Origin of the sequence: Psychrobacillus sp. FSL K6-2365, from assembly GCF_038003165.1 — a bacterium.
Lineage (GTDB): Bacteria > Bacillota > Bacilli > Bacillales_A > Planococcaceae > Psychrobacillus > Psychrobacillus psychrodurans.
This window is the reverse complement of sequence record NZ_JBBOOO010000001.1, coordinates 2,353,088-2,378,492: the sequence shown is the minus strand read 5'-3', so window position 1 is coordinate 2,378,492 and position 25,405 is coordinate 2,353,088. Positions and strand designations below refer to the sequence as shown.

The following is a 25,405-nucleotide window of genomic DNA, read 5'->3' as shown; positions in this document are numbered from 1 at the left end:
TATAAGCTACTTTATCGATAAAGACCTTGTAAATGAAAAGTTAGGGAAGTAGTTTTCTTCATCAAAGGCAACATCCACATCAAAGCGTTCTAATATCTGTTCAAAGTCTGCAAATAACGTGAAACCCCCACACATAATTCATTACACCTTTCTCACAAATGTAGTAAAAACCTAAAATCTATAGATTTAATGTTAGTACCTATTTAAATCTAGGTTTACTCCATGTCAAAATATCTATGGAGATGTCATCATAAGAATTTATTTTACTATGATGCCATTCTCAGTTGTTATGTGATCTTGAAATGCTTCTGCATTATAATATTCATCTAACTCGTGTAGAATCATATGCAAGTCATCTAAAATTGGATCACCTTTTTCTACCTCATTGTCAATAGCTTGCTCAGCTAATTGAACAGCCATTTGAAATTCCTCTATTTTTTCTTTGCCAGGCACAATTTCATTTAAATAAAATAATATACTATCTAGATATCTCCTATAGGTAAAATAATCCATACGACCTGGTAGAAATATTGCATTATCGGTAATTAGTGCAGCTCTTAGGTGAGCGACATAGAGATTGTAGTTTGAGTCGGAATAATCATAATCATCATGCGTATCAAGACTCTCAGGCGACCAGAAATAATCAAAGTATGCACCAACTTCTAATTCTTCTTTTTCCTTCTCGTTATCTTCAGTTGCTATAATTTCCGTTGGTTCTTCTCGATTTTGATTCAAAATTAATTCATTTTCTTTTGTACCTTCTATATTATTAGAGACAAAATTAAATCCGAAGATTAGTAGTCCAACCGAAAATGCTAACGTAAGACCGTTCGCAAAAATGCTATGTTTCTTATTGCTTTTTTTTTCGATTTCATTGATTTTTCCTAATACATTCTGTTTATTTTCTTCTGTAAAGGTTGAGTTTATGTTTTCTTCAAAATTAAATTCTTTTAAATGTTTATCCAAGAATAATACCCCCTTCATTTATTAAATCTCTTAATTTACTTCTTGCTCGCGACAAACGTGATTGCAATGTCGGTTCCTTCACGTTTAATATGAAGCTGATCTCTTTGATAGATAATTCTTTGAAGTAATAAAGAATAACGACTTCTCTATATTTAATAGGTAATTCCATTATCTTCTCAAAAAGCCCTTCCTTTATGGTGCTTTGTTGGTACTCTTCTGGTACTTCATTTAACTGAGGGGATATTGGTTGCCAAGTAATTCTCTCGATTAATTTACTTTGACGTAAACGATGACCTCTCAAATGATCTCTACACTTGTTTGCAGCAATTGAATAAATCCAACTTTTAAGTGATGATTTACCTTTAAATGTACTAAGTCTCAAATATACAGTCACAAAAACTTCTTGCGTTATATCATCTGTATCCGCTTCATTATGTAGGTAGGTATAAACAAATCTTTTTACTTCGTTACCATATGTATTCATGATAATTTCTACAGCTTTAATTGGATTAGCTTTTAGTACATCTAATCCATCTATTCCATCCATCTTAAAGTGCATTGGTATTATTCCGTTACTTTCCATTAAAATCGCCTCCTCTCATCCCTTTATATATTAGACGTAAGCTATGATGAATATATTGCATTATTATAAAAATTAAAATTAGTAATGTATTTTATATATTAAAAAGGGAGTACTTTTGTAATGTTAATACAAAAGTACCCCCTAATTAAAAGTTAAATAATTTATTTTTCTTCAATTTGTGAAGAGGGGGCTATACATACTCCCGTACAAGTATCCGTTAAAGTATATTGAAGGGGGATATGGTTGCGAACCATGCCAATCCACTGTTTCTACTTACTTCCCTTGAAACCCGTAAGGAGAATGTATATTCCTAAGTTAAACTTCAACAAGAAAAGACCATTGAGGATACCGGAACACGAAGATAAGATTGTACAGAAAGGCATTACCAAAATACTGAATGCCAAAAGAAAACAGTAAATTATATAGTAGATGTAGATATCAAAGGATTCTTTGACAACGTTGACCACATATGGATGATGGAGTTCTTAAATTTGCGAATTGAAGACCCTAACCTACTAACAATAATAGGTAGGTTTCTTAAAGGTGGATACATGGAAGAAGGAAAGAAATACAAGACAGATAAAGGCACTGCAAGGTGGAGTCATATCTCCGATCCTAGCCAATCTGTACCTCCACTATGACCTAGACCTATGGTATGAGAAGAAGGTCAGAAAACAGTGTAAAGGGCAAGCATACATAGTTAGATACGCAGACGATTTTGTTTGTTGCTTCCAATATAAGAGCGAAGCTCAGGAATTCTTTCAATCATTGAAGTTGAGATTACAGAAGTTTAATTTAAAAGTAGCGGAGGATAAGATCAAAATTATTCCCTTCGGGAGATTTGCGGAGAAAGATGCAAAACTAAAGGGAAATGGAAAACCTGACACCTTTGATTTTCTAGGTTTTACACACTATTGTGGAAAGAGTAAATCTGGAAACTTTCGTTTGAAACGGAAATCAAGAGGAAAAAGCTGCAAGGTAAACTAATGGAATTGAAGGAATGGATAAAGAATAACCGAAATAATGATATTCATATGATTATGGATAGATTTAAACTCTCTCTTATAGGTTATTACAAATACTATTGCATCACGGATAACACTCAAAGTGTTCAACGCTTTAAAGGCAAAATCCAATATTTACTGTTTAGATAGCTTAACAGAAGAAGTCAAAGAAATTCCTTTACTTGGGATAAATTCAATCTCTTTCTTCATAAATGCCTGTTACCTTCACCACTAATTAAGGTGAATATATACGATTTAAGAAAAGAAATTAGCTATATTTTGTGAATGATGACTAGGAGGAGCCGTATGCGTAAATAGCGCAAGCACGGTTCTGTGAGGGGGGAGGAACACAATCTACCGAAAGGTAGAGAGGTTCTCTTCTACTCGACTAGTTTAATAAGAAAAATGAATTTATGTTGATTAAAAATGGGGAAATTATTTAAAATTGGAACCTCTATTTGTTACAAACGTATTAAAATAAAGAAGCAGTTTATTTATAGAAAGGGAAAGAAAAAAGTGAAAAAAATACTGAAATACATAATAATCGGCATTGTTTCTTTTTTTCTGTTATTTTTCGTATTTTCCAACTTATTGAGATGGACTCATCAAGGAGAGTTCTTAAAATATGATAATGGTGTGACAATTGAAGTTTATAATTCAAGTAAAGAAGTAATAACGGGATTAAATTTCTATTTTGCGTTCGATGGTGATCATGTATATCAGGATTTAGGTACTATCACTCAATTAGGACCTGAAGAAACCTCTAGTTTCTATAATCATAAAATAAAAGACACAGGTAATGATAGAAGTTTATATTTACAATATCCAATTAACAAAACTGAGACAGAATTTGAAAGTCTAGTTTATTTACACTCTAATAAACCAAGTAAAGTAGTACTTATTTTAGAAATAACCGGAACTGATAATAAGGGGAAACTTTTATTTAGGGCAAGAGGGTATGAAGATTTTTCTGGACAATATGAAATAGATTTTACTTCCGATAGAGAGTGATTAAACGGGTGCTTAGTTAAAAAAGTGCCTGCCTATAAGGGGTGCTTTTTCTTATTGAAATTAAAGCAACAGGTTAGTAAAAGTAGATATTGGAGGGAGAAATGACAAAGGATAAATTAAAAGGTTTAATTTCTTTAGGTTTATTAATTACTGTAATTGGTTTTATCTTGCTATTTTTCAGTGTTAATTTTGGGTTATCACTTGCTGAAAATTGGATATTAAATCGAGGTGGTGGGGCAGACACTTCAACATATCTAATTGTAATTGAAGGTTCTATAAGTAAAATATTAGCTATTGGAAGTATACTTTTTGGGATTGGTCTTGCCACTATTATTGTTACTTATTACAAGATACTTAATATCAATGATTAGAAGTATAAATATTGTTTTCTTATTCCACTAACGGTGTGCTTTACTTCAAGAAGGAGTAAAGCCTTTTTCTTATTGAACTAATCACAAGAAACGGTTGCTATAAGCGATATGGCGAAATACATTTGACCTTACGATGGATACAAGGATTGTAAAATAGTCAAGGTAAAATAGGAAATCAGCTATTTTATGGGTTGAAAATTCTCGGCGTTGTTAAATCGCATTTTTCGGGCTCTACTCCATCTAGTAGGGATTCCAAAAGTAATAATGCATACTATAGGATAGACTTTCGTTGGGAGAAGGGAGGTTATGTAAAGACTGTATTAAAAACTATTATCTAACTCCGATATATTTACTGAGAAATAGAAAATATAATATCTTGGAGGAGAAAATGGACATACGGAAAATTAAAGGTGCTTTGAATAGTTATGAATTAACTTCAACGAGTAGTTTAAATAAGGATACAAATACAAGAAACTCAATCCCAAATAGCAAAAAAGAAATGGTGGAAATATCTAATACAGCAATTGCAATGACGGGATCACTTGATAAAGGTACTGCTGCCCATACAACACTTTATGTAGACAATTCTACATTTCAACAAATAGCAAACTACACTACAAATAATTCTGAATGTCAATGGAGTGAAATTGGAGTTGATGGGGAAAAAAGATGGATAGTAGTTAATGGGCAAAGGTTTGAATCACCATTGAGTGAAGCAGAAAAAGAAAGAAGACAAGAAAGACTGGAAGAGCCATCCATGACACTAATAGACTATTTAGAAGAATACGAGGATAATAAAGCAACAGAGAAAGATAAATCTAAAGATGTGACTACAGTAGAAATTGATTTTAATGAAAGTCCACCAAGTATGAATAAGCAAATTGAAAATGATAAACTAACTAATTTATTTGGAAATGAAAAGGTAATGGAGATGCTCAAAGATATATCCAAAAAAAGAGGTGGAAAAATATCTTTGACTACTTCATGAGGTATCAGGTTTGTAAGGTTTATTTTTTTGGAAAAAAGCTGTTTATGCAATTTTTTAAAATATAATGGTAGCGCTATTAGTCTAAGATGAACCTTTCACAATCTCAATAGAGTAAGCTAATTGGTACATAATCTATTTAGCTTTGTGATAGGCTTTTTATGTCTTGTCTCGTAGGACTTGAGTTTAACTGTGAAAATCTGCATTTTACTGACAATATCGATGTTCAATCATATCTGTTGTAAAGAGTGTATTATCAAAGATATTGAATAAAAATAATAGCAGAATGTGGTGAAAGAAAATGAACAATAAATTTGTTGTCTTTGACATTGATGGAACATTGTTAACGACAGAAATGAAGGTTCTCGACAGTACAAAACAAGCTTTGGTGTCTCTTAAAGAAAAAGGACATGACATCGGCATCGCGACAGGAAGGGACTATGCTTCAGCAAAATCAATCGTTGACGAGCTTGAAATTGATACATATGTTTTATGTAATGGTTCAGTCGGGTATGTCCGACATGAATTAGCTTATGAGGTCACATTATCAAGAGAATCTATTATGAAACTAATTGAAATTGCAACGGAATACAATGGCCAAATTGTGTTCCAATCAACGAACGGATTAAAAAGACATTTCGAAGAACCTGGAGAGTCATTAACTAATGCTTACGAAAGTCTAGGGTGGACCATCCCTGACTTTGATGAAATGTATTGGCAACAAAGCCAGATTATACAAGCCATGCTTTTCTGCAAGCAAGAAGACCTTCAAAAATACGCTATCAATGAATTTAGATATGTGAGTTGGCACAAATTTGGTGTAGATGTCATCCCTAGAGAAGGGTCAAAAGCAAAAACAATTTTGAAAATCGCCAAACAAAATGGATTTAAGCGCGAAGATATCATATTTTTCGGAGATGGAATGAACGATATTGAAATAATGGAAATTGCAGGATTTGGTGTTGCGATGGGAAATGCTGAAACAGAAGTTAAGGAGAAAGCCGATTTAATCACAGATAGTTGCAACGAACACGGAATTTACAATGCTCTTAAAAGCATATCTTTAATATAAAAAAAGAGTAACCCTATAAAAAATCAAAGAAATTAATTTTGAAGTTTTTAATTACGAGAATTAATTTTACCAACAATTCAAAGTGCTTCTCAAGTAACCTTTTAACGCAACTTAACCTTAAAACAGTCAAACCCCTTATATGACAAGGGGTTTGACTGTTTTAATTTTCACATGAGGTTATGGCAAAGAACAAGAAATAAATGAAGAAAAAGTTGTTTTTAACGAGTAGAAATTAAAAAAGAGTTTGGAGAGAATGGATAAAATAAGTAGGGTTGTTGATTCTGGAATGAAGGGATTAACGATCTTTTTGTTGAACTTATTATACTAATAGAGCAAAATACTATGAAATTGATTTTTGAAAGACCTATAAAAGGGTAATCAGAAACTATTCGTTATGAAAGTTTGTGAAACATTAACTTAAACCAACGCAGTAGTTTAGTTGAACATGGAAGTTTGTTAAAATTGTAATATATGTATGGGAGGATTAAATGTTCATACATCTGGTTTACAGGGAAAGGGGAAACAAATACATGTCAATTTACCATAAAGTAATTGGAGAAGGATATCCCATCGTTATGTTGCATGGTTGGACACTTGACCATCAAGTGATGTTACATGCAATGGAACCGTTATTCGAGAAACGAAGCGGTTGGAAGAGAATATACATAGACTTACCAGGGATGGGGAATTCCGAGTCACAACCATCTATCCAGAACTCTGATGATATTTTAGAAACGATATTACGTCTTTTAGACGAGATTATCCCTGGTCAACCGTTTATTATTTGTGGTAATTCATATGGAGGGTACATTGCCAGAGGTATAGTCCGTTCACGGCAGGACACAGTTCGTGGATTACTGTTGATGGCACCATTGACTATACCTGAATTCGATGAAAGGATAGTACCACAGCAGACCGTTCTAAAAAGAGACAGCAACTTGATATCACATTTATCACCAGAGGATGCTGATGAATTTTGCTCCATGGGAGTAGTGCAAGGTCAAACTGAATGGGAGAGGTTTCGAAATGAAATTTTACTTCCTTCTAAACAAACAAATTATGAATTCTTAAACAACATTCGTCAAAACGGATATGGCTTTACCTTCGATATTTCTTCTAAACTTGAGTATCCCACGCTAATTATCACAGGGCGTCAAGACAATCTAGTCGGATACCACGATGCGTGGCGACTAATTGAAGATTACCCAAGGGCAACTTTTGCAGTACTTGATATGGCTGGTCACAACCTACAAATCGAACAAATCGATGTATTTAACGCATTAGTTCATAACTGGTTAAACAGGCTTGAGTCGGAAAACTTTCAACTGGTATAACTGTTCATAAATTTGGGTTTATGTTGCACTAACGTCGTGCTGTAGTAATGTTCATAGGGTCGCTTCGGCAACTCTTTTTTCACCTTAAACTAAAGCGGCCGCAGTTTAATTTAATAAGAAGGAGAATATATAAATTGTAGCGAATAAATCTTGTATAATCGAAGTTGATTTTTGGAGGTAGTTTATGAATCCTATATTAAATAAAATCGGAACAGTTTTTATTCCTGTAAGTAATATTGAAGAAGCGCGCAATTGGTATTGTGACATATTAGGGTTACCAGTAGATGGTGAGGTTTTATATGGTCATTTATATATAGTGCCTATGAATGGTCCAGGAATTGTATTAGATAGCAAAATCTATTCAGAGGATAATATCTTCAAAACTCCACCTTTTCATTTAAACACTAATAATATAGAACAAGCATATGAGCATATGAGAAGTAAGAATGTTGAATTAACAACAAAAATTAAGCATAACCATTGGTTTAATTTTAAAGATCCTTATGGGAACCAATTGATGGTCTGCGAGTGTTGAACCGTGTTCAACTAACGGTGTGCTTTAGTTAAATATTCGCTTTCCGAAATAATCAATCTTTTTTATATATACCAAACTAAAATCTGCTGGATAAGAACCCATTTTGATATCAAAATGGGTTCTTATTAATTCTTAAAATGTGGTTTGTGAGGTGTCTAGGTATTCCCTAAAAGAAAAAGAAAACTATCTTTTGAACAATCTTTATTCCAAACCAAGACTTAATATTTTCCAAACCCATCCTCGCATGTAATATTCAATTCAAGAATGTCGTATAAGTTCTTTTTGGAAGTATCTAATTTTTTTTGAGCGGCTTCTATTTCTAATATTTTTTCTTTAATAATGCGTGTTTGTTCATCATTTGACATTCCATTTTTCAAGATCATAGCTTTAATGTCATTAATTGAAAAACCAACAGCTAAACATTTTTTTACAACTTCTAAATGTTGAGTAACCTCTAAAGCATAATCTCTGTAATTATTCAATTCTCTCCGTATGAAATCGTCAGTAATAATGCCTATTTTCTCATAATAACGGATAGTTGATATAGGAAGGTCAACCATTTTTGCGACTTCACTTATCTTCATATTAATCACCTCAATGTTTACTATTGCTATAAAGTATACTTCATAGTTTACACTATTCTGAGTGAGATCAAACGAACAGAAGCTCACAACTAATATAGATGAAGGAGAGAACATTACATGAACACTATCGTCGGAGAATTCCACAAAACCAACAATTTTAATGAAATCGTCCTGGAGCGCCGTTCGGTTAAAGTCTACGAACCAGAAGTGAAAATTAGCCGGGAAGAAATGACCGAAATATTAGCGGAAGCTTCCCGCGCCCCTTCTGCCATTAACATGCAGCCATGGCGTTTCTTGGTCATAGACAGTGCTGAAGGCAAAGAAAAACTTGCGCCGCTGGCTTCCTTCAACCAGACGCAAACAATGACATCCTCGGCTGTCATTGCGGTATTTTACGATGCTAACAACATTGATTATATTGACGAGATTTTTGGTAAAGCAGTGGAACATGGGTACATGTCACAGGACATTATGGACATGCAGTTGCAACAAGCGAAACCCTATTATGCGAATATGTCCACATCCGAGCTACGAGACGTAAACCTGATTGACTCGGGTCTTGTATCTATGCAAATCATGCTAGTTGCACGCGCCCATGGATATGACACTAATCCGATGGCAGGATATGATAAAGAACGGATTGCTGAAGCTTTTGGTCTTAATAAAGACCGGTTCCAACCAGTTATGTTGATTTCAATCGGAAAAGCTGCCAAAGAAGGCTATCCTTCCTACCGCCTGCCCGTTGAAACGATTACTACTTGGGCATAATCATCTAATGCTAAAAAAAGCCGCAATGAAGCTTCCGATTGGTGCCGGCAACTTCATTGCGGTTTTATTCAACTATCTTTCCCCATCGCATTATGAGATCACCCAGTTTTTACTGGGTGACCATTTTTGTTTGTATCTGTTCCCCTCCTAATTCCCGGTACAGGGGGGATTTTTTCGTTTTGGAGAAAGTTTAACGTTTTAAGCATATCAAAATAAATATAATACCGTTATAATATTTTTGATCAAACTTTTTAGTCGAACTTTATTCCTCCATTTAGTACCAAGATAAATTATAAGAATCTCAACTTAGAATACTGGAACTTATTTAATCGTTCTTAACCTACACTACTAGATTAATGCAACTCTCTGGTTAAGTATGGCATTAACTAGAACATGTAACTAACTGCTAATTACCCTAAAAGAAATTAACTTATTAAAATTGGTAATTCCTTAAGCATATTTTTTATGCCATGGCAAATGCTCTGTTATACTTAGCCCTACTACATCTGTTTTTTCAGACAGTTCTTTAATTAAATTAATTAGTTGAGGGAATTGCATAATTCCAGTAGGGAAACCTAAATCTTCTTTTAAATCCGGGTTAGCAAATAACAAAGAGCGAAATGCCTTTGGATCCAGTACATCTAAATCAAGGTGAATGGCTAGGTGTTTAATTTCATTTTCTATTATCTATTTATTTATTGATTCCGTACCTGTCTCTAACTCTAACTCTTTAGTACTAGCAGTTCTTATTCCTAATCTTTGAATCATTTCAATTTCTTTTTCTGTTGTTTCTTCTATACCTGCTAAAAAGACATTGTCGGGGTTCAAAGGAATTTTTACTTCTTTTGTGAACTCATTATCTCCTTCTCCTAAGAGATTCCCTAGAGGTAATGAATGAGCGTTATCATATCCATCATGTTTTACTAAATCACTATGAGCATCGACCCAAATTAAACCTAATTCTCCACCAAACATGATAATGCGATCCGGTTTGTTAGCCTCAATTATATCGTTCCGTGCAGAGTAGGGGAAAGCTTGAGATAACTTCAAACGCTTACCTATTACTATCTTGAGTTAAAGATCGCAGATGCTCAGACCAGCTCTTTTTATTGGATTATTGGGGCAGCTTAGTTAGATAAGAAATACTTTAAATTTGGTATGATTAATTGTACATAAAAGTGGGGTGCGTTATGAAAAAGTATGAAAATGTTGATATAAGAAGACCCAGAACTGAGGACATGAAAGAGTTTAATCAATTTATTAGAACTGTGATAACTGATACATTTATTAAAGAAGGAATAGGGGATAAGTTGCAAGATATAGAAGATGAAATTGAAGCTAAGAAAACCTATTTAGAAAGTGACTTTGTAAGTGATGGTGAAAAACGATATTTTTTGATTGCTTTAGATAGGGATAAAATAATTGGTTCAATCGAATATGGTCCAGCAAGCGAACTCATAAGTAATTGTACAGATAATGCTTTAAAAGACCTAAATGAAGTAGGCACAGTATTTGTGCATCCAGATTTCCAAAGCAAGGGAGTAGGTAATTTACTATTAAATAAAATGTATTTGACTTTGCAGAGTAAGGGCATAGAAGAATTTTGTTTGGATAGTGGATATATTAGTGCACAAAAAATATGGAAAAAGAAATTTGGAAATCCTAATTATTTGTTAAAGGATTATTGGGACGAAGGTTTTCATCATATGATTTGGAGAGTCAAGGTCGATGATTTATTAAAATAAATTTTTCAGTATTTTACCGATTTGTGACATCTTGATATTAGAAGTGGATTAAGAAGTAATTGAGACAATTTACTGCTCCACTTGGTGCTAGCGGGCTGCCTTTTCCATGGCAGTCTTTTTTTAATGAACCTAATTGTATACTTCCCAATCAACCTTGAGTGCATGCGTGATCGTTTCCCTACTTTGGGTTCTTTAATATTGGAAGTTGGATTCTTACTCAAGTAGCCTTCTTCATGGGACCAACAAAAAAATGATTTCATAAAGCGGATCGGTGTGCAAGACTGACCGGTTTTAAATGCTTGCCGGATATAGCGAGATACTCTTTCAGTTTATTTGTATACAGTAATTCCATCTCTACATCCTTAAAATAATCAATTAGTAGCAAAGACTGTAACAGGTAGGCATTTAACGTTTGTGGCGAAAAGCCCTTTATTCGCTTGTCAACGTAGCAGTTTAGTTTAATAAATATTTTATAATTAACCATCTGTGTGGATGCTTTACAGATGGTTGTTTTTATTGTTATAATAATCTCGTAATTATATTTAGATGGTGAAGGGATGGTAATCAGATGGCTGAAACTGAAAAAATAACGATAAATATTAACGTTGTGGATTTGGGAAAGGTTGATTTATTGGTTGAACAGGGGTTCTATTCAAATCGTACTGACTTTATTAAAACATCAATCCGTAATCAACTATCGGTTCATGCAAATGTTGTTGATAATATCATTACTGACAAGTCATATGTAATTGGAGTATGTCTTTACAATAGGGAATCGCTTGAAACGGTATTGGAGCAAAATAAAATATTAGATATTAAAGTAGTTGGAATGTTGATCTTTGCAGATGACATAGACGAAGAATTAGTGATTAAAACAGTTAAATCGCTAAAAGTATTTGGCGTACTTAAAGCATCTCCAGAAATAAAAAAAGTTTTGAAACAATAATGGTTGACTGCTTTAGTTAAGGGGCTTTTCTGTAAGGAACTTTTTTCGTATTGAATTAAGGCACATTAGAGTGTTTGGACTTCAATATTAGTTTCAATAAAAAGAGAAAAGAGGTAGTTTATTTTGGAAATAGGATTTTGGATAATCATCGTGTTTCTATTACTATACGAACCGATACTAGGGTATTTTCATTATCAAAAATTTAAAAAGAATGTTGAAGTGAATGAGAATGAGAGAATAAAGTATTATACCAATACAATTATCGAATTATGGGTTCCTGCTGCATTTATATTGCTATTAGTTGGTATTACCGACCTCACTTTAAAACAAATTGGATTAGCGATACCAAAAATAAATACAGAGGTGCTTGGTTCATGGGTAACATATATAGGGCTTGGCTTAGGTTTGCTATATTTAATTTTAGTTTTGTACTACATCATCGGCTATAAGTTTAGCGATAAGATTAAACAAGAATTATTAAAGAAGAAGGAAGAAGAATTAGAAAAATCTGATGTATCACCAATATTACCTATTACTAAAAAAGAAAGAAAACTCTGGACTTATGTTTCTTTAACTGCAGGAGTCACGGAGGAAATAATTTATAGAGGTTTTTTAATATTTGGACTAGGGTATCTTTTTCCGAACCTACAAATAATGATAGTTGTACTAATTTCTTCAGTATTGTTTGGACTTGCTCACACCTATCAAGGTTTTACAAAGGGAGTTTTTAGAACTACAATTTTTGGAATATTATTCTCTATTCTTTATATCTCTTTAGGCTCAATTATACCTCTTATCCTGTTCCATTTCTTGTTAGATTATATCGTCAAGTTTGGGGAAGAAAATCCAAAAGAACAGTGCTAACTGTTTAGTTTATAAGTAGTTTTATTTGGTTTTATAAGGAACTATCGCAAGTGAGGAATTTTCTACATTTTTTTCAGCTTATTTTTCTGAAAATGTGTTCCTTATCATTTTCGATATTATGTGAATGTAATATAAACGTATAATAGAGCTTCAATAACACATTTATTTGAGCTCTAAACATGTGATTTTGCTTCTTGAACTACTATGGGGTGTTATGTAAGGGTGTCATTTAAAGAGGTTTAAATTAAAATGAAAAAGATTACCTTTATAATTATACTTTAAATGACTTGCCTAAGTGGGTGCTGCACCCCAAAAGTTAGAGTAATAAATCTAACTTTTGGGGTGTTTTTATATGGCGAAATATAACCAAGGTTTTAAATTAAAGGTTGTTCAAGAGTATTTAAACGGGCACCTGGGATACTTACTCTTAGCGCAAAAATATGGTATTCCATCTTCAACGGCAATCAAACATTGGGTTAGGGCTTATAAAGCTTTTGGAGAAGAAGGCTTACAACGGAAAACCAAGCATGAAGAATATCCTGTTCAATTCAAATTAGATGTATTAAACTTTATGAAACAAACAGGTGCTTCTTACCAAGACACAGCGATTCGATTTAACATGAATCAGCCTAGTATAATCGCGACTTGGAATAGTAAGTTTTTAAAAGAAGGAGTAGAGGGCCTGACAAATGTGAAGGGAAGGCCATCTATGCCTAAAAAAACAAAAGATACGCCGACTAAAGTAGAAAAAGCAATGTCTCGTGAGGAACAGTTAGAACGTGAAAATGAACTGCTTCGTCTGGAGGTTGCGTATTTAAAAAAGTTGAAGGCTTTTCGAGAGAACCCGGATGCCTTCCTCGAAAAGCACAAGCAGAGATTGCCTTTGAACTTAAAGAAGAAGGATTCCGATTAAAAGACATCTTTAAACAAGTTGATATTCCCGAAGCAACTTATCATTATCATATCAAGCAAATGAAGCAGGAAGACCCAGATCAAGCTTGGAAAACGTTGATTATAGAAATATTTGAGCAACATGAAGGTCGATATGGGTATCGTCGAATTCATGCGGAATTAAAAGTACAAGGACATAAAATCAATCATAAAAAGGTGCAGCGAATCATGAATGCATTGAATTTAAAGTGTGTAAAATTCGTACGTAAATCTCGCTATAAATCGTACAAAGGGACTGTTGGCAAAGTAGCGAAGAATCGTTTAAACCGTCGTTTCAACACACCTTATGCCTTACAAAAACTGGTGACTGATGTAACAGAATTCAAGTGCACAAATAATGAGAAACTATATTTAAGCGCGATTATGGATTTATATAACAGTGAAATACTCGGTTTCAGTATGTCTAAACGACCTACACTGGAATTTGTGATGGATTCACTGAAACAAGCGCTCCCAATCATTCATGAACGTGCAGAATATCGTACAACCATTCATTCGGATCAAGGCTGGCACTACCAACATAATTCGTGGGTGAAAACCTTAAAGCAAAACAAGATTTTCCAAAGCATGTCTCGTAAAGCAACATGTGCGGACAATGCGGTAATGGAGAACTTCTTTGGCTTACTCAAACAAGAAATGTATTACGGGGAGGAATTGATGAACTACGAAGTGTTACAGAAGAAAATCGAGAAGTATATCGATTACTATAACAACGATCGAATTAAACAAAAACTGGCCGGCATGAGTCCGGTAAAATACCGAACTCATGCCAGCCAATTAGCTGCATAAATAAAACTCTAACTTTAAGGGGTCACTACCGTGTAAGTCATTTTATTATAGAGAAGTATAACAAATGGAAGAATTAGATTAAGAACAGTAGAGTTACAGGGAAGTCCTTTAAAAGGGTTTAAAGCAAGGTTAGGAATTTTAAATCGACGTAGTTTTTAAAACAACATAGACTTGACTTCTAATTTGAACTCTATAGGCTTTGTTGTTCACCTTTTTCGAGCATCCCCAGTCAACAAGGTTTATAGTAAAAGAAAAAGAAGTATTATCTGCATTTAAAATTGAGTTTGTATCGCCATCATTTATAAATGAAGCATACAAATATTTTGTAGGTGTTAATTCAGAATCAGAAAGACTGCTTAGCATAGGTGAGAGGGGAATTATATTGGATATTAAAAATAATGCTTTAATTATACTAGATGTACAAAAAGCTTTTGATGATAAAAAATGGGGAGAACGCAACAACCTAAGTGCGGAAGATAATATTAGAAAGTTACTAACATTGTGGAGGAAGAAAGGGTGGCAAGTAATATATATTCAACATATGTCCGATAATCCTAGTTCTGTGTTCCATCCAAAGAATGAGGGGTTTGCTATTAAAGAATTGGTCGAACCTATTGAAGAAGAGATAATTATAACAAAGAAAGTGAATAGTAGTTTTATTGGTACAAATTTAGAAGAGTTTTTACTGTTAAACGATATAAGAACATTAATAATAACGGGTTTAACTACGCCCCATTGTGTATCTACGACTACAAGAATGAGTGGGAATTTAGGTTTTAATACATATCTTATTTCAGATGCAACAGCAGCCTTTGGTATGACAGACCATAATGATAACTATTATGATGCCGATACTATACATGATACTTCTCTAGCTACTTTAAATGAAGAATTCGCTACTATACTTACAACAGAACAACTAATAAATGTTATAGAATAATCTTATTCAATTAACGGGTACTTTACTTCAATAAGGAGTAAAGTCTTTTTTTTTGAACTAATGCAGCAGTTTAGTTGAATTTTAAAGTATAGAAAGAGCTCGAATTTCGTAATAAATAGAGCTCCTTTATATTTGTTATTTAATTGTTTTTGCCATTTAAACTACTACGGTGAACCCTATTTATAAGTAAATGAGGTATTTTAAAACTTTTGTAGATCTCTATCTCTAGGTGGTGAAGCTCTCAGTTTCAAACTATGGAAAAATTAGTGTTGCGGGCAATCTGTCACACAAGATGTACAGTCCATTCCCATTGGTCTGTACGACTTGCTCCTTATTTGGCTGGATAGCGTATTGCAAGGGTAAAAAAGTTAAGAACAATTGTTTATGAAGCAAAAAGCAGGCTGGAATTTGTTAGTTAAAAACATTGGGTCTTTTTAGCAGATCAAAATCAAACAATGTTGACAAAATGTCAACATTGTTTGTATATTGGTAGAAGATTGATCTAGTTAGGAAGGAAAATGAATATGGAACAAAAAAGCAATGAAATAGGCCAACTACTGAAGGACTTACTTAAGGAGCGGTCTTTATCCATGAGGAAATTAAGCAAGATGACTGGAATCGATACAGCCATTATCTCAAAAATTATTAATGGGAAACGCAAAGCGACTCCTGAGCATTTGGAGAGGTTTGCGGACCACCTTGGAGTTTCTATTTCCCTATTATATGAGGCAGCAGGGTATTCGGTTGATCGAAAGCCGACGGAGCTGAATGAGTCGATTGCCCAAATTCAAGTTATCCTTGAATCTACTCAATTAGTAGATAAAGAGTTTCGGATGGAAGATGTGAGGAAGGAATTAGATAAATACGAACAGCTTTCGCAAAAGGAGGAAGGGGAAGAAATCATCAGGAACGAGTTTGAGGAGAAGATAGAAAAAGTTGGAAGTATTGGCCCTTTTATTCATTACTTAAAGGACATGTACGAAAAATTTTCCCTTAAAAGGGGGACAAAATGGGAGATTGCCCTAATGGGCGGTGCCCTCCTCTACTTTATCTCGGCTGTTGACTGTATTCCGGATTATATCTTTCCGATCGGTTATATAGACGATGCACTGGTCATCAATTGGGTCATGATTGAAATGGCACTGAAAAAATAAATACATACAGTGGCAAATAAAAAGGATTGAAGAAAATATGAGCAGAAAAAAACGCTATAAAAGAAAAAGTAATGTTATTAAAGTTGCAGCAGCTTTACTGGTTGTGTGTGTGGCTGCGATAGGATATTTTGTCTATCAATACCAAGCGGGTGTGCGTATGGCAGAATCTGTGGAGCATCAGGAATATGAATTCAATGGGGAGAAAAGTCTCGATGACAAAGTCAATGTCCTGTTGCTGGGAGTTGATGCACGGTCAGTTGAGGGAAAATCCCGTACGGACTCCATTATGGTTGCACAATATGATCCGAAGGAAGGGACGGCTAAGATCATCTCTATCATGCGGGATATTTACACAGAAATCCCCGGGTATAAGAACTACAAAATCAATACGGCCTTCTATCTGGGCGGGCCGGAATTGCTACGTGAAACGCTAAAAAACAATTTTGACTTGGATATTGAATACTATACACTGATTGATTTTACAGGCTTTGAAAAAATGGTGGATGCTCTTGCTCCAATGGGAATTGAAATCGATGTTGAGAAAAAGATGTCTGCAAATATCGGGGTTTCTCTGGAGCCTGGATTGCATAGGCTTAATGGGAAGGAATTATTGGGGTATGCCCGCTTCAGGAAGGATGCAGAGGCAGATTTTGGTCGAGTAAGGCGCCAACAGCAGGTCATTAGTGCGTTAAAGGACGAATTACTGAGTACAAATGGTGTGGTAAAGCTGCCCAAACTGATTGGAACTGCCCAGCCATATATTCAGACGAATCTTCAAACCTCAGAACTTCTCACCATTATAAAGAGTGTTTACATGGACCTGCCTGAAGAGGTTGAAACACTGACCATCCCAATCCAGAATTCTTATACAGATGTAAGGTATGAAGGGGTAGGTCAGGCGCTGGATATCAATTTTGAGAAAAATAAAGAGGCGATTCACTCTTTTTTGGAAGGGGATTCCGCGAATCAGGAGCCAGGTCCCTTATCAGTGAGTCAAGAAAAGGGTAATGGCTGATTTTGTTAGGAGAACTTCAATATGGGTTATACATTTTTGAAATGGCTGGATAAATAGGTTTTATTAATTATTTGTACATTTAGCATCCTGAAGATCCTTTCTATTTACAGCAGCCAGGGGTCCCGCTAATACGGAGACCAGGAGTTAGCTATATAATCGGGTTTATCCTGCTGATTACTAATGCTAATCTTGATATAGACCAAATTGAACTGACTAAACTTTCATTTACAACTGCCTCGTAAAGAGTATAATGTGGAGTCGGTACAAAAGAACATTTACTGGGTTTTATGGGGTGTAGAGACATACAGCATTGTATGAACAAGCCCCCCTTTATTTGAGAAAATGAGGTGATATCAAACATGAATCAAGAACAACAACTGACACTTGTTGAACATTTAACAGAACTTAGGAAAAGACTTATTATTGTTATATCGATATTTATTCTCTCACTTGCCTTAGGTTTTTGGCTAGCTCCAAAAACTCTTATGTTTATAAAACAGCAACCAACATCTATTAATGTGGAATGGAATGTTTTTGGTTATACAGATGGCTTAATGATCTATGTTAAATGCGCATTAGTATTAGCTATCTTAGTTACTCTTCCAATTGCATTACATCAAATATGGTTATTTGTAAGACCAGGATTAAATGAAAACGAGGCAAAAGGAACGGCCTATTACATTCCAGTGGCATTCCTTCTTTTTTTGCTCGGGATTAGTTTTAGTTATTACATACTATTACCTCTGATGCTAAATTTTATGTCAAATATTAATAGTTCAATTGGGGCTTTGGAAACATACGGGATGAAACAATATTTCACTTTTATGTTTAACTTAGTAATTCCCGTTGGAATAGTATTTGAATTACCGGTTGTTATACTTTTCCTAACTAAATTGGGTATTATAACCCCCGATTGGTTGAGAAAAATGAGAAAAATAGCTTACCTTGTACTAGTAGTGGTAGGGGCAACCATTACCCCTCCAGAATTCATCTCTGAAATTATCATTATCATTCCGTTGTTATTGCTGTTTGAAATAAGTATTCTAGTTTCCAGCTGGTGTTATAAAAAACAATTAGCAAAACAAGAGCTTGAGAATCATAGTTTAGAGCAGTAGTTAAAGGAACAAGCAACTATAATTTATAGGATAAAAGAGGAGGAACCTTCATGCAAAACATTGGTATGCCAGGACTAATAATCATTTTAATCCTTGCTTTAATCGTCTTTGGACCATCTAAATTACCTCAATTAGGTAAAGCAGTCGGACAAACATTAAAAGAATTTAAAAATTCTACAAAAGATATCATGGATGATGTAACTGAAGAGTTTAAACTAGATGACAAAGAAGCAAGCCCAAAAAAGAAAGCGTAGGATCCTATAAAGACAGGTGCTGAAATTAACTCTGTAACCCAAAAACCAACTATTCCATTTGGATAGTTGGTTTTTTGATTAATTAAAATCAGATTCTTTTGGCCATCAAAGCCTTCTCTTTCTACAACTTCTGCTAAACGAATAGACCCAATTTCTATTACTTCCTTTATGCAATAGTCTTTTTTGTGTGAATAAGTAGAGGTAGTTTATCGGAATAAGGAAGATACTTGAAGTGAAATCTCGGAGTCCCAGACGAACCAGTAGTACATGGACTACTATAAACAAGGAAATCGTAGAATTTTACAAGCGTAAAAAATAGTTTTAAGCAAATAGTCGGTTTTATCCTTTATTTCCAAGCAAAATAGCTATAACAAGGCCAATAAAAAAAGCGCCTAAGCTTAGTAAAATATTACTTAATATAAGTGTTAACCCTGGAAAGACAACAAAGAGTGAACCGAATACCAATCCCAGGATTAAGGCGTACATTAAGAGAGGGAAGCGGGATAGTAAAAATCTAATTCCTTTACTACTAAAAATAAATCCGAATGCAATTCCTGATCCAATTATAAATATAATAGGAAGGTTCAGGGTGGTAATGGCGTTTATGGCAGTATGATAGACACCGATAATCAATAAAATAAATGAACCACTGATTCCTGGTAGCAACATAGCCATACTTGCACAAGCACCTGCTAAGAATAACCCAATGATGGACAGCGGTGTTAGAGTTTCTATCGAATTGCCGGTTTCAATTGGTTTGAAGAATGCCATACTTGCGATTAAAACGGCACCGATTAAAAAAACGACTATATGTTTTGTTTTAAACATCCCATGGGAACTTGCTTCCTTCAACAAAAAAGGAAGAATTCCAGCAATTAGACCAAGAAAAAAGAAGTTCGTTGGTTCTGGATATTCTTCAAGTAACCATTCAACTGCATGACTAAGTATAAGAATTGCTGAAATCATCCCAACCCCAAGAGTGAATAAAAATGGAATATGCTTTTTCCATTCTCTTGTAGTTATTCCACTAATGGCATTAATAAACTGATCGTAAATTCCTAAAAGAACCGCAATGGTTCCTCCACTGACACCAGGGATTAAATCGCTTATTCCCATGGCCATTCCTCGAAAAACATTTCTCCAATCAAACATATGTAGCTCAGCTCCTCTTTCAACAAAACTTGAGTATTTAATATTCCGGTATGTTTTCATTATACTTCAAAATGTTTTTTCCAACATGATATTCACAGAGAAAGTGGGCAGAAGAAACCAGAAAAGAGTACTCAAGAAGTAACATCCGTTACGACTAGCCATTCTATAGTTAAAAATATGCTTAAAGATAAGGAAAGCTAAACTAACGGTAACAGATGGGCTCTTTGGCACCAAAGTTCATCGACCATCCTCTACCAGCAGTAGTATCCTATACCCAGGTTTCACATTTCCATTCTCTGACGTGTAGCGTTGATATTGCGCTGCATGGATGGCTAACGGATGCTTTAACGAAATAGGGACATCATATCGATGGTCTATTTTATGTCTAAAATATTTAGTTATTCTCAGATATGTATTGTGAAATGTTACACTTAAACTAAAGAAGTAGTTTAGTTGAAGAGAAAAATAAACGAAAGGGAGTATTTTTAAGTGGAATGTTTCGGATGTAATTTAGCGAATAAACAGGAACCAGTTAATGTAGTGTGGGAGGATGACTATGTTAGTTGTTTCTTGGACCATGATCCATATAACGAAGGGCATATCTTAATATTACCTAAAAAACATGTAAGGTATTTTGATGAACTGGATGAAAATACTGCTAATTCAATAATGAAGGCTGCAAAGCTTCTCTCAAAGGTAATTAAGGAATTGTTTAATCCTGATGGTATTACTATTTGTCAAAATGGAGGTCATTTTGATGAGTTAACTCACTTTCATATGCACGTTGTTCCGAGATATGAAGGACAAAATTTTGCGAACTTTTATACCGAAAAATCTGAACAAGTTGTAGTAGATGAAGTTGGATTATCTAATACCAAAAGGAAAATAATCAATGCGATAAACAGGATTTAGAGTAGTAATGGCTTATTAAGTAACGGGTGTTGAATGCTTAATATGGGTTTTTACCTTCCTTGTTGACTTAGTAATACCAGTAATAAACTCAATAGGAGGTTACATATGCTCAAAAATGCTTCGAAATGGCAAATATACACTGCCTACTTCACCGTAATGCTAACGCTATTGCAATCATATAACTGGTGGGGAGAAAAACAAGCTCTCTCATTATACTTTTTAATAGGAGGCATTGTTCTTTTATTAATGACCATTGTCAGTACGATTTACTATAAAAAAATCTGATATCAGCAAGAAAAATGAACAATAAGTTTCTCTATAATCCAATTTGTGAAAATGTATACTAAAACTAGAGGTGCTTTACTTCAAGAAGGAGTAAAGCCTTTTTTCTTATTGAACTAAATAGTCTTAAAGCTGGTAGAAAACATAAAAAAAAAAGGCACTGCATCTAGCAGTGCTTTTCTTTGTTTATTTCAGTAAATTAAGATAAAGTATTTTTTTATTTTAATACATGCATTATTAAGTAATATATTAAAGTTTCACTTTATGACAACTTATCATTACCAATTCTGAAGATTATTTTGAATTTACGCGTGTAAAATAACTGAAGAATCTTTTCAAAAAAGATTTTTGGATTTTCTTTTTTCTAGATAGATAGTTATGTCCTAATTTATATCGTCTTGCTTCCTTTTCCAAGTCAGCCATCCGTTGCTTTGCATATTCTATATCGTTAATCGTTAACATTATTTTTCTCCTTAAGGAGAAGTCCAATTATATTGTTAAGGTGTGGCTAGAACCATTCCTGTTAGCCACTTTTCACCCAAATAGTGTGTTGGCGACTCCAATTTATTTTTACCTACAAATTTATTAATCTGCTTACCACTCATTTTTGGTATCATCATTTTTTTCTCCTCCTTCATTTATTATTTTTCCGATTAAGCCAATTGCATCATTTTAATCAACCGGGGTTTTTCTTTCCCCAACCGACGCTACCCACTTTCGAGAGATTCCTTTTTTAATAACTTTCTTCGCTGTTTCATGATTATCATCACCAACACTCCTTTTCTTATTATTTTGTTTATATATGCAACACGCAATGCGTGAAAACACCAAATTTTATAAAAATGCACATAAAAGAGCACACGCTTCTTTACATAAGCGTGTGCTCATAGAAAAGAACGGCATAACATGCCGTCCGTATTAATTATTTACAAAAAAATTATTTGCGGTTGGGCACGGAATCACTATACGATTATTTTTTAAAGTTCTAAATGTAGTCATTTTCCGTACCTCCATTTCTAATTTGAATATCCAACTACTATAGGATATCATTGCCTATTTCTGAATGTCAACACTTTTCTAAATATTGTGTGTTATATTTAGGGTATCAGTTTCCATAGATAAGTCGCTTCCGCATTGGAAAGAAAAAAGTATAGATCCTTTGAATTTAAAATGCACTATATGAAATACACTATACCGAACAATGACGGTATCCACTTCATAGGCTTAAAGGAAGCACCTACGTATAGAACGTATAGCTACGTTGTAAGGTACTTGGAAAATAAAGAACGTTGACTCAAGTGTTGTCACCCGAAACTGATGCTATAAGCTATATGTGGAAATACACCCCCAAGTCTAGCGAAATGGAATGATTATTTACCAAAAGTTCATCGCACCGAACTGATAAGAATGTGCGATTTCCACAGTGTGAGCTCTTAGGATAAAATTTGTCTATGGGTAAAGAGGAACTTATAGTCTGGTACAAATCGGTAGATGGAACGCAGAATGACGGGAAACTGTTTTCTTCGCCAGCCATACTAAACTATACCCGTTCTGCAACAATCTTCATCCTCTGTGGTGCAGCGTTTTTTTTTTGCTGCATGTATGGCTAACGGATGCTTTACTTCAAGTAGCAGTAAAGCATTTTTCTAATTGAACTCATGTGGCAGGTTAGTACAATAATAAAGCAAGTAAAGCAGTAGAGAGAAGAAAATAAAAGTTGCTTATTTTGAGGGGGAAAATGGAAAATGGACATAAACAAATACAAAAAATTGATGGTGGATTTTTTAGAAGAGAAGATGTCAGCAGATGAATTTCAAACACAATATTTTAAAGTGTTTAAAGAATCGGATGATATAATGGGCAAGCCCTTATTTGAAATTTTGAATGGGGTATTTGAATCAGCAGATTGTTACTGGCATGAGTGTCTTCCTGGACAAGAGACTCCATTCGAAATATCAGAACAACAACTAAGAAAAGAAATAAATGAAGCATTAATTAAATTAAATAACCTGTTACATAGTCGTTAGAGCTCCTTCAACTCCCATGAAAATTAAAATCTTCGATTTATAGAAAAAGGCAATACGAAATCGGACGCAGCTCAATAGTATTGGAGGCTGGTGCAATAACCAGAGTAGGATTAATCTCCCATGAGTGCTTCCCATAATGGAGCGACAGTCTGTGATGCACCGTGGTCGTTGGAGTCAGACTAACGGATGGGCTTTATGGCACCATAGTTCATCGACCTTCCTCTCCCAGCCGTAGTATCCTATACCCAGGTTTTCACATTTTCATTCTCTGTGGTGTAGCGCTGATTTTGCGCTACATGGATGGCTAACGGATGCTTTACTTCAAGAAGGAGTAAAGCATTTTTTCTTATTGAACTAACGAAGCAGTTTAGTTCAATAAGCTATATAGATTTTTACTTATTATAAATGGAAGATTTATATAAAATTGGAACATCTATTTGTTTCAAACGTATTAAAGTAAAGCAGCAGATTAAATGAATAAAGAAGATTGAAAGGAAAGTAATTCATAAAAAAAGGAGGTATAGAAGGTGGACTTATTACTCTGGATAACTACTGGTTTCATGCTAATCGGATTAGTTGTTCTCGTTTCTATGAAAAAAGGTATGGAAAGTAAGGTCGCTTTTATAAAAGCAAATATGGAAGACGAGGAAAATTTATCAAAAGCTAAATCTGTAATTTGGTGGATATGGGGTACCACTGCTTGGGGAGTAGGGGCTATATCTCTTGTTGGTTGGTGGTTTCATAATTATTTTGGATAACTGTCGGTTTCGAATGTACTTAAAGTAACGGTGTGCTTTACCTCCAGAAGAGTAAAGCCTTTTTTCTTATTGAACTCACGGAGCATTTAGTTGAAGAAGGTTTTTCTGCGACTATGTTGAATAAGTTAATATATGTAAATTGTCGGGCAAAAGGGATGCTTTACTTCAGGGCAGGGTGTTGCACTTTTTTTTTGAACTAACAGTGGAGTTTAGTTGAAAAAGAATATTCGGGAGGAGAGAATTTATATGATTGTAAAGAAGTTACCTAATGATATTTTTGTGGAATTAAGAGAAACAACCGAGTGTTTGTTCGGTATACATTTAAAGAACCCTATTCCAATTAATCTAGGATTTTTAAATTTAAAATGGAAAGTTCAAACGGAAAAAGGATTACTTTTAATTAAGCAGATAAGTAAAGAACGGTATGTTTCATACAATTATGAGGAAATTATTTTGGAACAAGATCTTGCTTTGCGTGAACAGTTAAGACAGTTCGAAAATGGAACTCTATGTCCAAGAGTATTAGAATACAAAGATAATGTCATACATAAAAGCTCAAGTGGGGAAAGATTTATTATCATGGAGTATGTAGATGGAAAAAATCTTCTACCTGGTACTTTAAATGAGAAACAGATGTATAGTCTAGGTAAAATGACTGCTCATATGCACAATGTTTCAAATGATGGGACTTACAACAATGATAGAAATCCGAAATTTATTCCTCCAAGTGTTGAACAACGTTTAGACTATTGGATATCGTTTAATAAAACGGGCGAAAACAACGATATCTTTTTAAAGTTGGTGGAAATACAAATTAAAGCAACTAAACAATTTAATTTAGACATGATTAGCTCCTGTGAGACAGGTTGGTCACACCGTGATTTATGGGTTGATAATATTCTATTTATTGGTGATCAGTTATCCTCAATTCTTGACTTTGACCGTTTTGCTTTTGATTACCCTGAATTAGACATCGCAAGGGCAATTATGTCAGGGGCATTGAATGGTAATGCTTTTAATTCAAATAGTGCTAAAGCTTTTTTGGAAGGGTATAAAACAAAGAGAAACCTTGAAAAAGGGGTATTTGTTCGATCTCTTTATTTGTTGTGGTACTTAGAAAGTGTTTGGTGGATATGTCCTAATCTCAATCAAGATAGGTATCAAGAAGTACAATTTCGAAATGAGATGATTTGGTTAGGGGAAAATCTTTCTGAGTTAAGAACAATGTTTGGATCTTGGTAAACATTTTTACTGGAATCATAGGGAATTTCTTATTAAACTAACGGAG

Annotated in this window: 29 protein-coding genes and 2 pseudogenes; 23 read left to right on the top strand and 8 right to left on the bottom strand. The window is 34.2% G+C overall.

Annotation, left to right across the window (positions count from 1 at the left end; all coding sequences use genetic code 11):
- Positions 1–6: 6 nt before the first annotated feature.
- The 3 genes from MKY29_RS11615 to MKY29_RS11605 all read right to left on the bottom strand — a co-directional run bounded on the left by MKY29_RS11615 (position 7) and on the right by MKY29_RS11605 (position 1,549).
- A complete protein-coding gene (locus MKY29_RS11615; protein WP_269915879.1) occupies positions 7–135 on the bottom strand; it encodes a hypothetical protein in 129 nt (42 codons plus the stop codon).
- Between the two features lie 123 nt (positions 136–258).
- Entirely contained in the window at positions 259–966 is a 708-nt protein-coding gene (locus MKY29_RS11610) for a polyphosphate kinase (RefSeq protein ID WP_340879851.1), read from the bottom strand.
- Positions 959–1,549, bottom strand: coding sequence for a sigma-70 family RNA polymerase sigma factor (locus tag MKY29_RS11605; protein WP_241600600.1), 591 nt, complete (start codon positions 1,547–1,549; stop codon positions 959–961). The genes MKY29_RS11610 and MKY29_RS11605 overlap by 8 nt, the downstream gene beginning before the upstream one ends.
- Positions 1,550–2,092: 543 nt before the next feature.
- Here MKY29_RS11605 and MKY29_RS11600 point away from each other — a divergent pair.
- The 7 genes from MKY29_RS11600 (at position 2,093) to MKY29_RS11570 (ending at position 7,861) form a co-directional block, all read left to right on the top strand.
- Entirely contained in the window at positions 2,093–2,536 is a 444-nt protein-coding gene (locus MKY29_RS11600) for a reverse transcriptase domain-containing protein (protein WP_241600601.1), read from the top strand.
- 443 nt (positions 2,537–2,979) lie between these two features.
- Positions 2,980–3,564: a hypothetical protein gene (locus MKY29_RS11595; protein WP_340879850.1), complete on the top strand. Its 585-nt coding sequence runs from the start codon at positions 2,980–2,982 to the stop codon at positions 3,562–3,564.
- Between the two features lie 101 nt (positions 3,565–3,665).
- Positions 3,666–3,935 carry a hypothetical protein gene (locus MKY29_RS11590; RefSeq protein ID WP_241600603.1) on the top strand — a complete coding sequence of 90 codons (270 nt, stop codon included), beginning with the start codon at positions 3,666–3,668 and terminating at the stop codon, positions 3,933–3,935.
- Positions 3,936–4,323: 388 nt separating this feature from the next.
- Positions 4,324–4,923, top strand: a complete 600-nt coding sequence (locus MKY29_RS11585; protein ID WP_241600604.1) for a hypothetical protein — start codon at positions 4,324–4,326, stop codon at positions 4,921–4,923.
- A gap of 298 nt (positions 4,924–5,221) precedes the next feature.
- A complete protein-coding gene (locus tag MKY29_RS11580; RefSeq protein ID WP_340879849.1) occupies positions 5,222–5,992 on the top strand; it encodes a Cof-type HAD-IIB family hydrolase in 771 nt (256 codons plus the stop codon).
- 530 nt (positions 5,993–6,522) lie between these two features.
- The gene (locus MKY29_RS11575; protein ID WP_340879848.1) at positions 6,523–7,326 is read left to right on the top strand and encodes an alpha/beta fold hydrolase; all 804 of its coding nucleotides are present in this window, start codon (positions 6,523–6,525) and stop codon (positions 7,324–7,326) included.
- Positions 7,327–7,510: 184 nt separating this feature from the next.
- Positions 7,511–7,861 carry a VOC family protein gene (locus MKY29_RS11570; protein ID WP_093496699.1) on the top strand — a complete coding sequence of 117 codons (351 nt, stop codon included), beginning with the start codon at positions 7,511–7,513 and terminating at the stop codon, positions 7,859–7,861.
- Positions 7,862–8,079: 218 nt separating this feature from the next.
- On the opposite strand, the gene MKY29_RS11565 is transcribed toward MKY29_RS11570, so the two are convergent.
- A complete protein-coding gene (locus MKY29_RS11565) occupies positions 8,080–8,445 on the bottom strand; it encodes a MerR family transcriptional regulator (protein ID WP_340879847.1) in 366 nt (121 codons plus the stop codon).
- 117 nt (positions 8,446–8,562) lie between these two features.
- On the opposite strand from MKY29_RS11565, the gene MKY29_RS11560 reads away from it, so the two are divergent.
- Positions 8,563–9,213, top strand: coding sequence for a nitroreductase family protein (locus tag MKY29_RS11560; RefSeq protein WP_241600725.1), 651 nt, complete (start codon positions 8,563–8,565; stop codon positions 9,211–9,213).
- Between the two features lie 425 nt (positions 9,214–9,638).
- Here the strand turns inward: MKY29_RS11560 and MKY29_RS11555 are convergent.
- Positions 9,639–10,233: pseudogene (locus MKY29_RS11555) on the bottom strand (arginase family protein); the annotation flags it as partial.
- Between the two features lie 170 nt (positions 10,234–10,403).
- On the opposite strand from MKY29_RS11555, the gene MKY29_RS11550 reads away from it, so the two are divergent.
- The 10 genes and pseudogenes from MKY29_RS11550 to tatA all read left to right on the top strand — a co-directional run bounded on the left by MKY29_RS11550 (position 10,404) and on the right by tatA (position 18,986).
- Entirely contained in the window at positions 10,404–10,958 is a 555-nt protein-coding gene (locus MKY29_RS11550; protein WP_241600644.1) for a GNAT family N-acetyltransferase, read from the top strand.
- A 568-nt stretch (positions 10,959–11,526) separates the two neighbouring features.
- Positions 11,527–11,904: a CopG family transcriptional regulator gene (locus MKY29_RS11545; protein WP_093496702.1), complete on the top strand. Its 378-nt coding sequence runs from the start codon at positions 11,527–11,529 to the stop codon at positions 11,902–11,904.
- Positions 11,905–12,027: 123 nt separating this feature from the next.
- Positions 12,028–12,768 (top strand): CPBP family intramembrane glutamic endopeptidase, encoded by a 741-nt coding sequence (locus tag MKY29_RS11540; RefSeq protein WP_340879846.1) that lies wholly within the window; start codon positions 12,028–12,030, stop codon positions 12,766–12,768.
- Between the two features lie 352 nt (positions 12,769–13,120).
- Complete coding sequence (locus tag MKY29_RS11535) at positions 13,121–13,681, top strand: helix-turn-helix domain-containing protein (RefSeq protein ID WP_241600786.1); 561 nt, start codon at positions 13,121–13,123, stop codon at positions 13,679–13,681.
- Positions 13,642–14,508: pseudogene (locus tag MKY29_RS11530) on the top strand (IS3 family transposase); the annotation flags it as partial. The gene MKY29_RS11535 and the pseudogene MKY29_RS11530, both read left to right, overlap by 40 nt.
- Positions 14,509–14,896: 388 nt before the next feature.
- Positions 14,897–15,448, top strand: coding sequence for a cysteine hydrolase family protein (locus MKY29_RS11525; protein WP_340880863.1), 552 nt, complete (start codon positions 14,897–14,899; stop codon positions 15,446–15,448).
- A gap of 518 nt (positions 15,449–15,966) precedes the next feature.
- Positions 15,967–16,602 carry a DUF1232 domain-containing protein gene (locus MKY29_RS11520; protein WP_093496705.1) on the top strand — a complete coding sequence of 212 codons (636 nt, stop codon included), beginning with the start codon at positions 15,967–15,969 and terminating at the stop codon, positions 16,600–16,602.
- A gap of 37 nt (positions 16,603–16,639) precedes the next feature.
- Positions 16,640–17,617 carry an LCP family protein gene (locus MKY29_RS11515; RefSeq protein ID WP_340879845.1) on the top strand — a complete coding sequence of 326 codons (978 nt, stop codon included), beginning with the start codon at positions 16,640–16,642 and terminating at the stop codon, positions 17,615–17,617.
- A gap of 359 nt (positions 17,618–17,976) precedes the next feature.
- Positions 17,977–18,732 carry a twin-arginine translocase subunit TatC gene (gene tatC / locus MKY29_RS11510; protein ID WP_340879844.1) on the top strand — a complete coding sequence of 252 codons (756 nt, stop codon included), beginning with the start codon at positions 17,977–17,979 and terminating at the stop codon, positions 18,730–18,732.
- Positions 18,733–18,782: 50 nt separating this feature from the next.
- On the top strand, positions 18,783–18,986 hold the full coding sequence (gene tatA / locus MKY29_RS11505; RefSeq protein ID WP_241600649.1) for a twin-arginine translocase TatA/TatE family subunit: 204 nt from the start codon (positions 18,783–18,785) through the stop codon (positions 18,984–18,986).
- 339 nt (positions 18,987–19,325) lie between these two features.
- On the opposite strand, the gene MKY29_RS11500 is transcribed toward tatA, so the two are convergent.
- Positions 19,326–20,138: a DUF368 domain-containing protein gene (locus MKY29_RS11500; protein WP_340880862.1), complete on the bottom strand. Its 813-nt coding sequence runs from the start codon at positions 20,136–20,138 to the stop codon at positions 19,326–19,328.
- A gap of 489 nt (positions 20,139–20,627) precedes the next feature.
- On the opposite strand from MKY29_RS11500, the gene MKY29_RS11495 reads away from it, so the two are divergent.
- Together MKY29_RS11495 and MKY29_RS11490 are read left to right on the top strand one after the other, a co-directional pair.
- The gene (locus MKY29_RS11495; protein WP_093496709.1) at positions 20,628–21,050 is read left to right on the top strand and encodes an HIT family protein; all 423 of its coding nucleotides are present in this window, start codon (positions 20,628–20,630) and stop codon (positions 21,048–21,050) included.
- 105 nt (positions 21,051–21,155) lie between these two features.
- On the top strand, positions 21,156–21,335 hold the full coding sequence (locus tag MKY29_RS11490) for a hypothetical protein (RefSeq protein ID WP_093496710.1): 180 nt from the start codon (positions 21,156–21,158) through the stop codon (positions 21,333–21,335).
- Between the two features lie 291 nt (positions 21,336–21,626).
- Here MKY29_RS11490 and MKY29_RS11485 read toward each other — a convergent pair whose 3' ends face one another.
- Positions 21,627–21,794 (bottom strand): hypothetical protein, encoded by a 168-nt coding sequence (locus MKY29_RS11485; protein WP_241600657.1) that lies wholly within the window; start codon positions 21,792–21,794, stop codon positions 21,627–21,629.
- A gap of 35 nt (positions 21,795–21,829) precedes the next feature.
- On the bottom strand, positions 21,830–21,952 hold the full coding sequence (locus MKY29_RS11480; protein WP_256363930.1) for a hypothetical protein: 123 nt from the start codon (positions 21,950–21,952) through the stop codon (positions 21,830–21,832).
- A 1,125-nt stretch (positions 21,953–23,077) separates the two neighbouring features.
- On the opposite strand from MKY29_RS11480, the gene MKY29_RS11475 reads away from it, so the two are divergent.
- The 3 genes from MKY29_RS11475 (at position 23,078) to MKY29_RS11465 (ending at position 25,359) form a co-directional block, all read left to right on the top strand.
- Positions 23,078–23,359: a colicin immunity domain-containing protein gene (locus MKY29_RS11475; protein WP_340879843.1), complete on the top strand. Its 282-nt coding sequence runs from the start codon at positions 23,078–23,080 to the stop codon at positions 23,357–23,359.
- A gap of 527 nt (positions 23,360–23,886) precedes the next feature.
- Positions 23,887–24,117 carry a hypothetical protein gene (locus MKY29_RS11470; protein WP_241600662.1) on the top strand — a complete coding sequence of 77 codons (231 nt, stop codon included), beginning with the start codon at positions 23,887–23,889 and terminating at the stop codon, positions 24,115–24,117.
- Positions 24,118–24,363: 246 nt separating this feature from the next.
- Positions 24,364–25,359, top strand: a complete 996-nt coding sequence (locus MKY29_RS11465; protein WP_340879842.1) for a phosphotransferase — start codon at positions 24,364–24,366, stop codon at positions 25,357–25,359.
- The last annotated feature ends 46 nt before the right edge of the window (positions 25,360–25,405 follow it).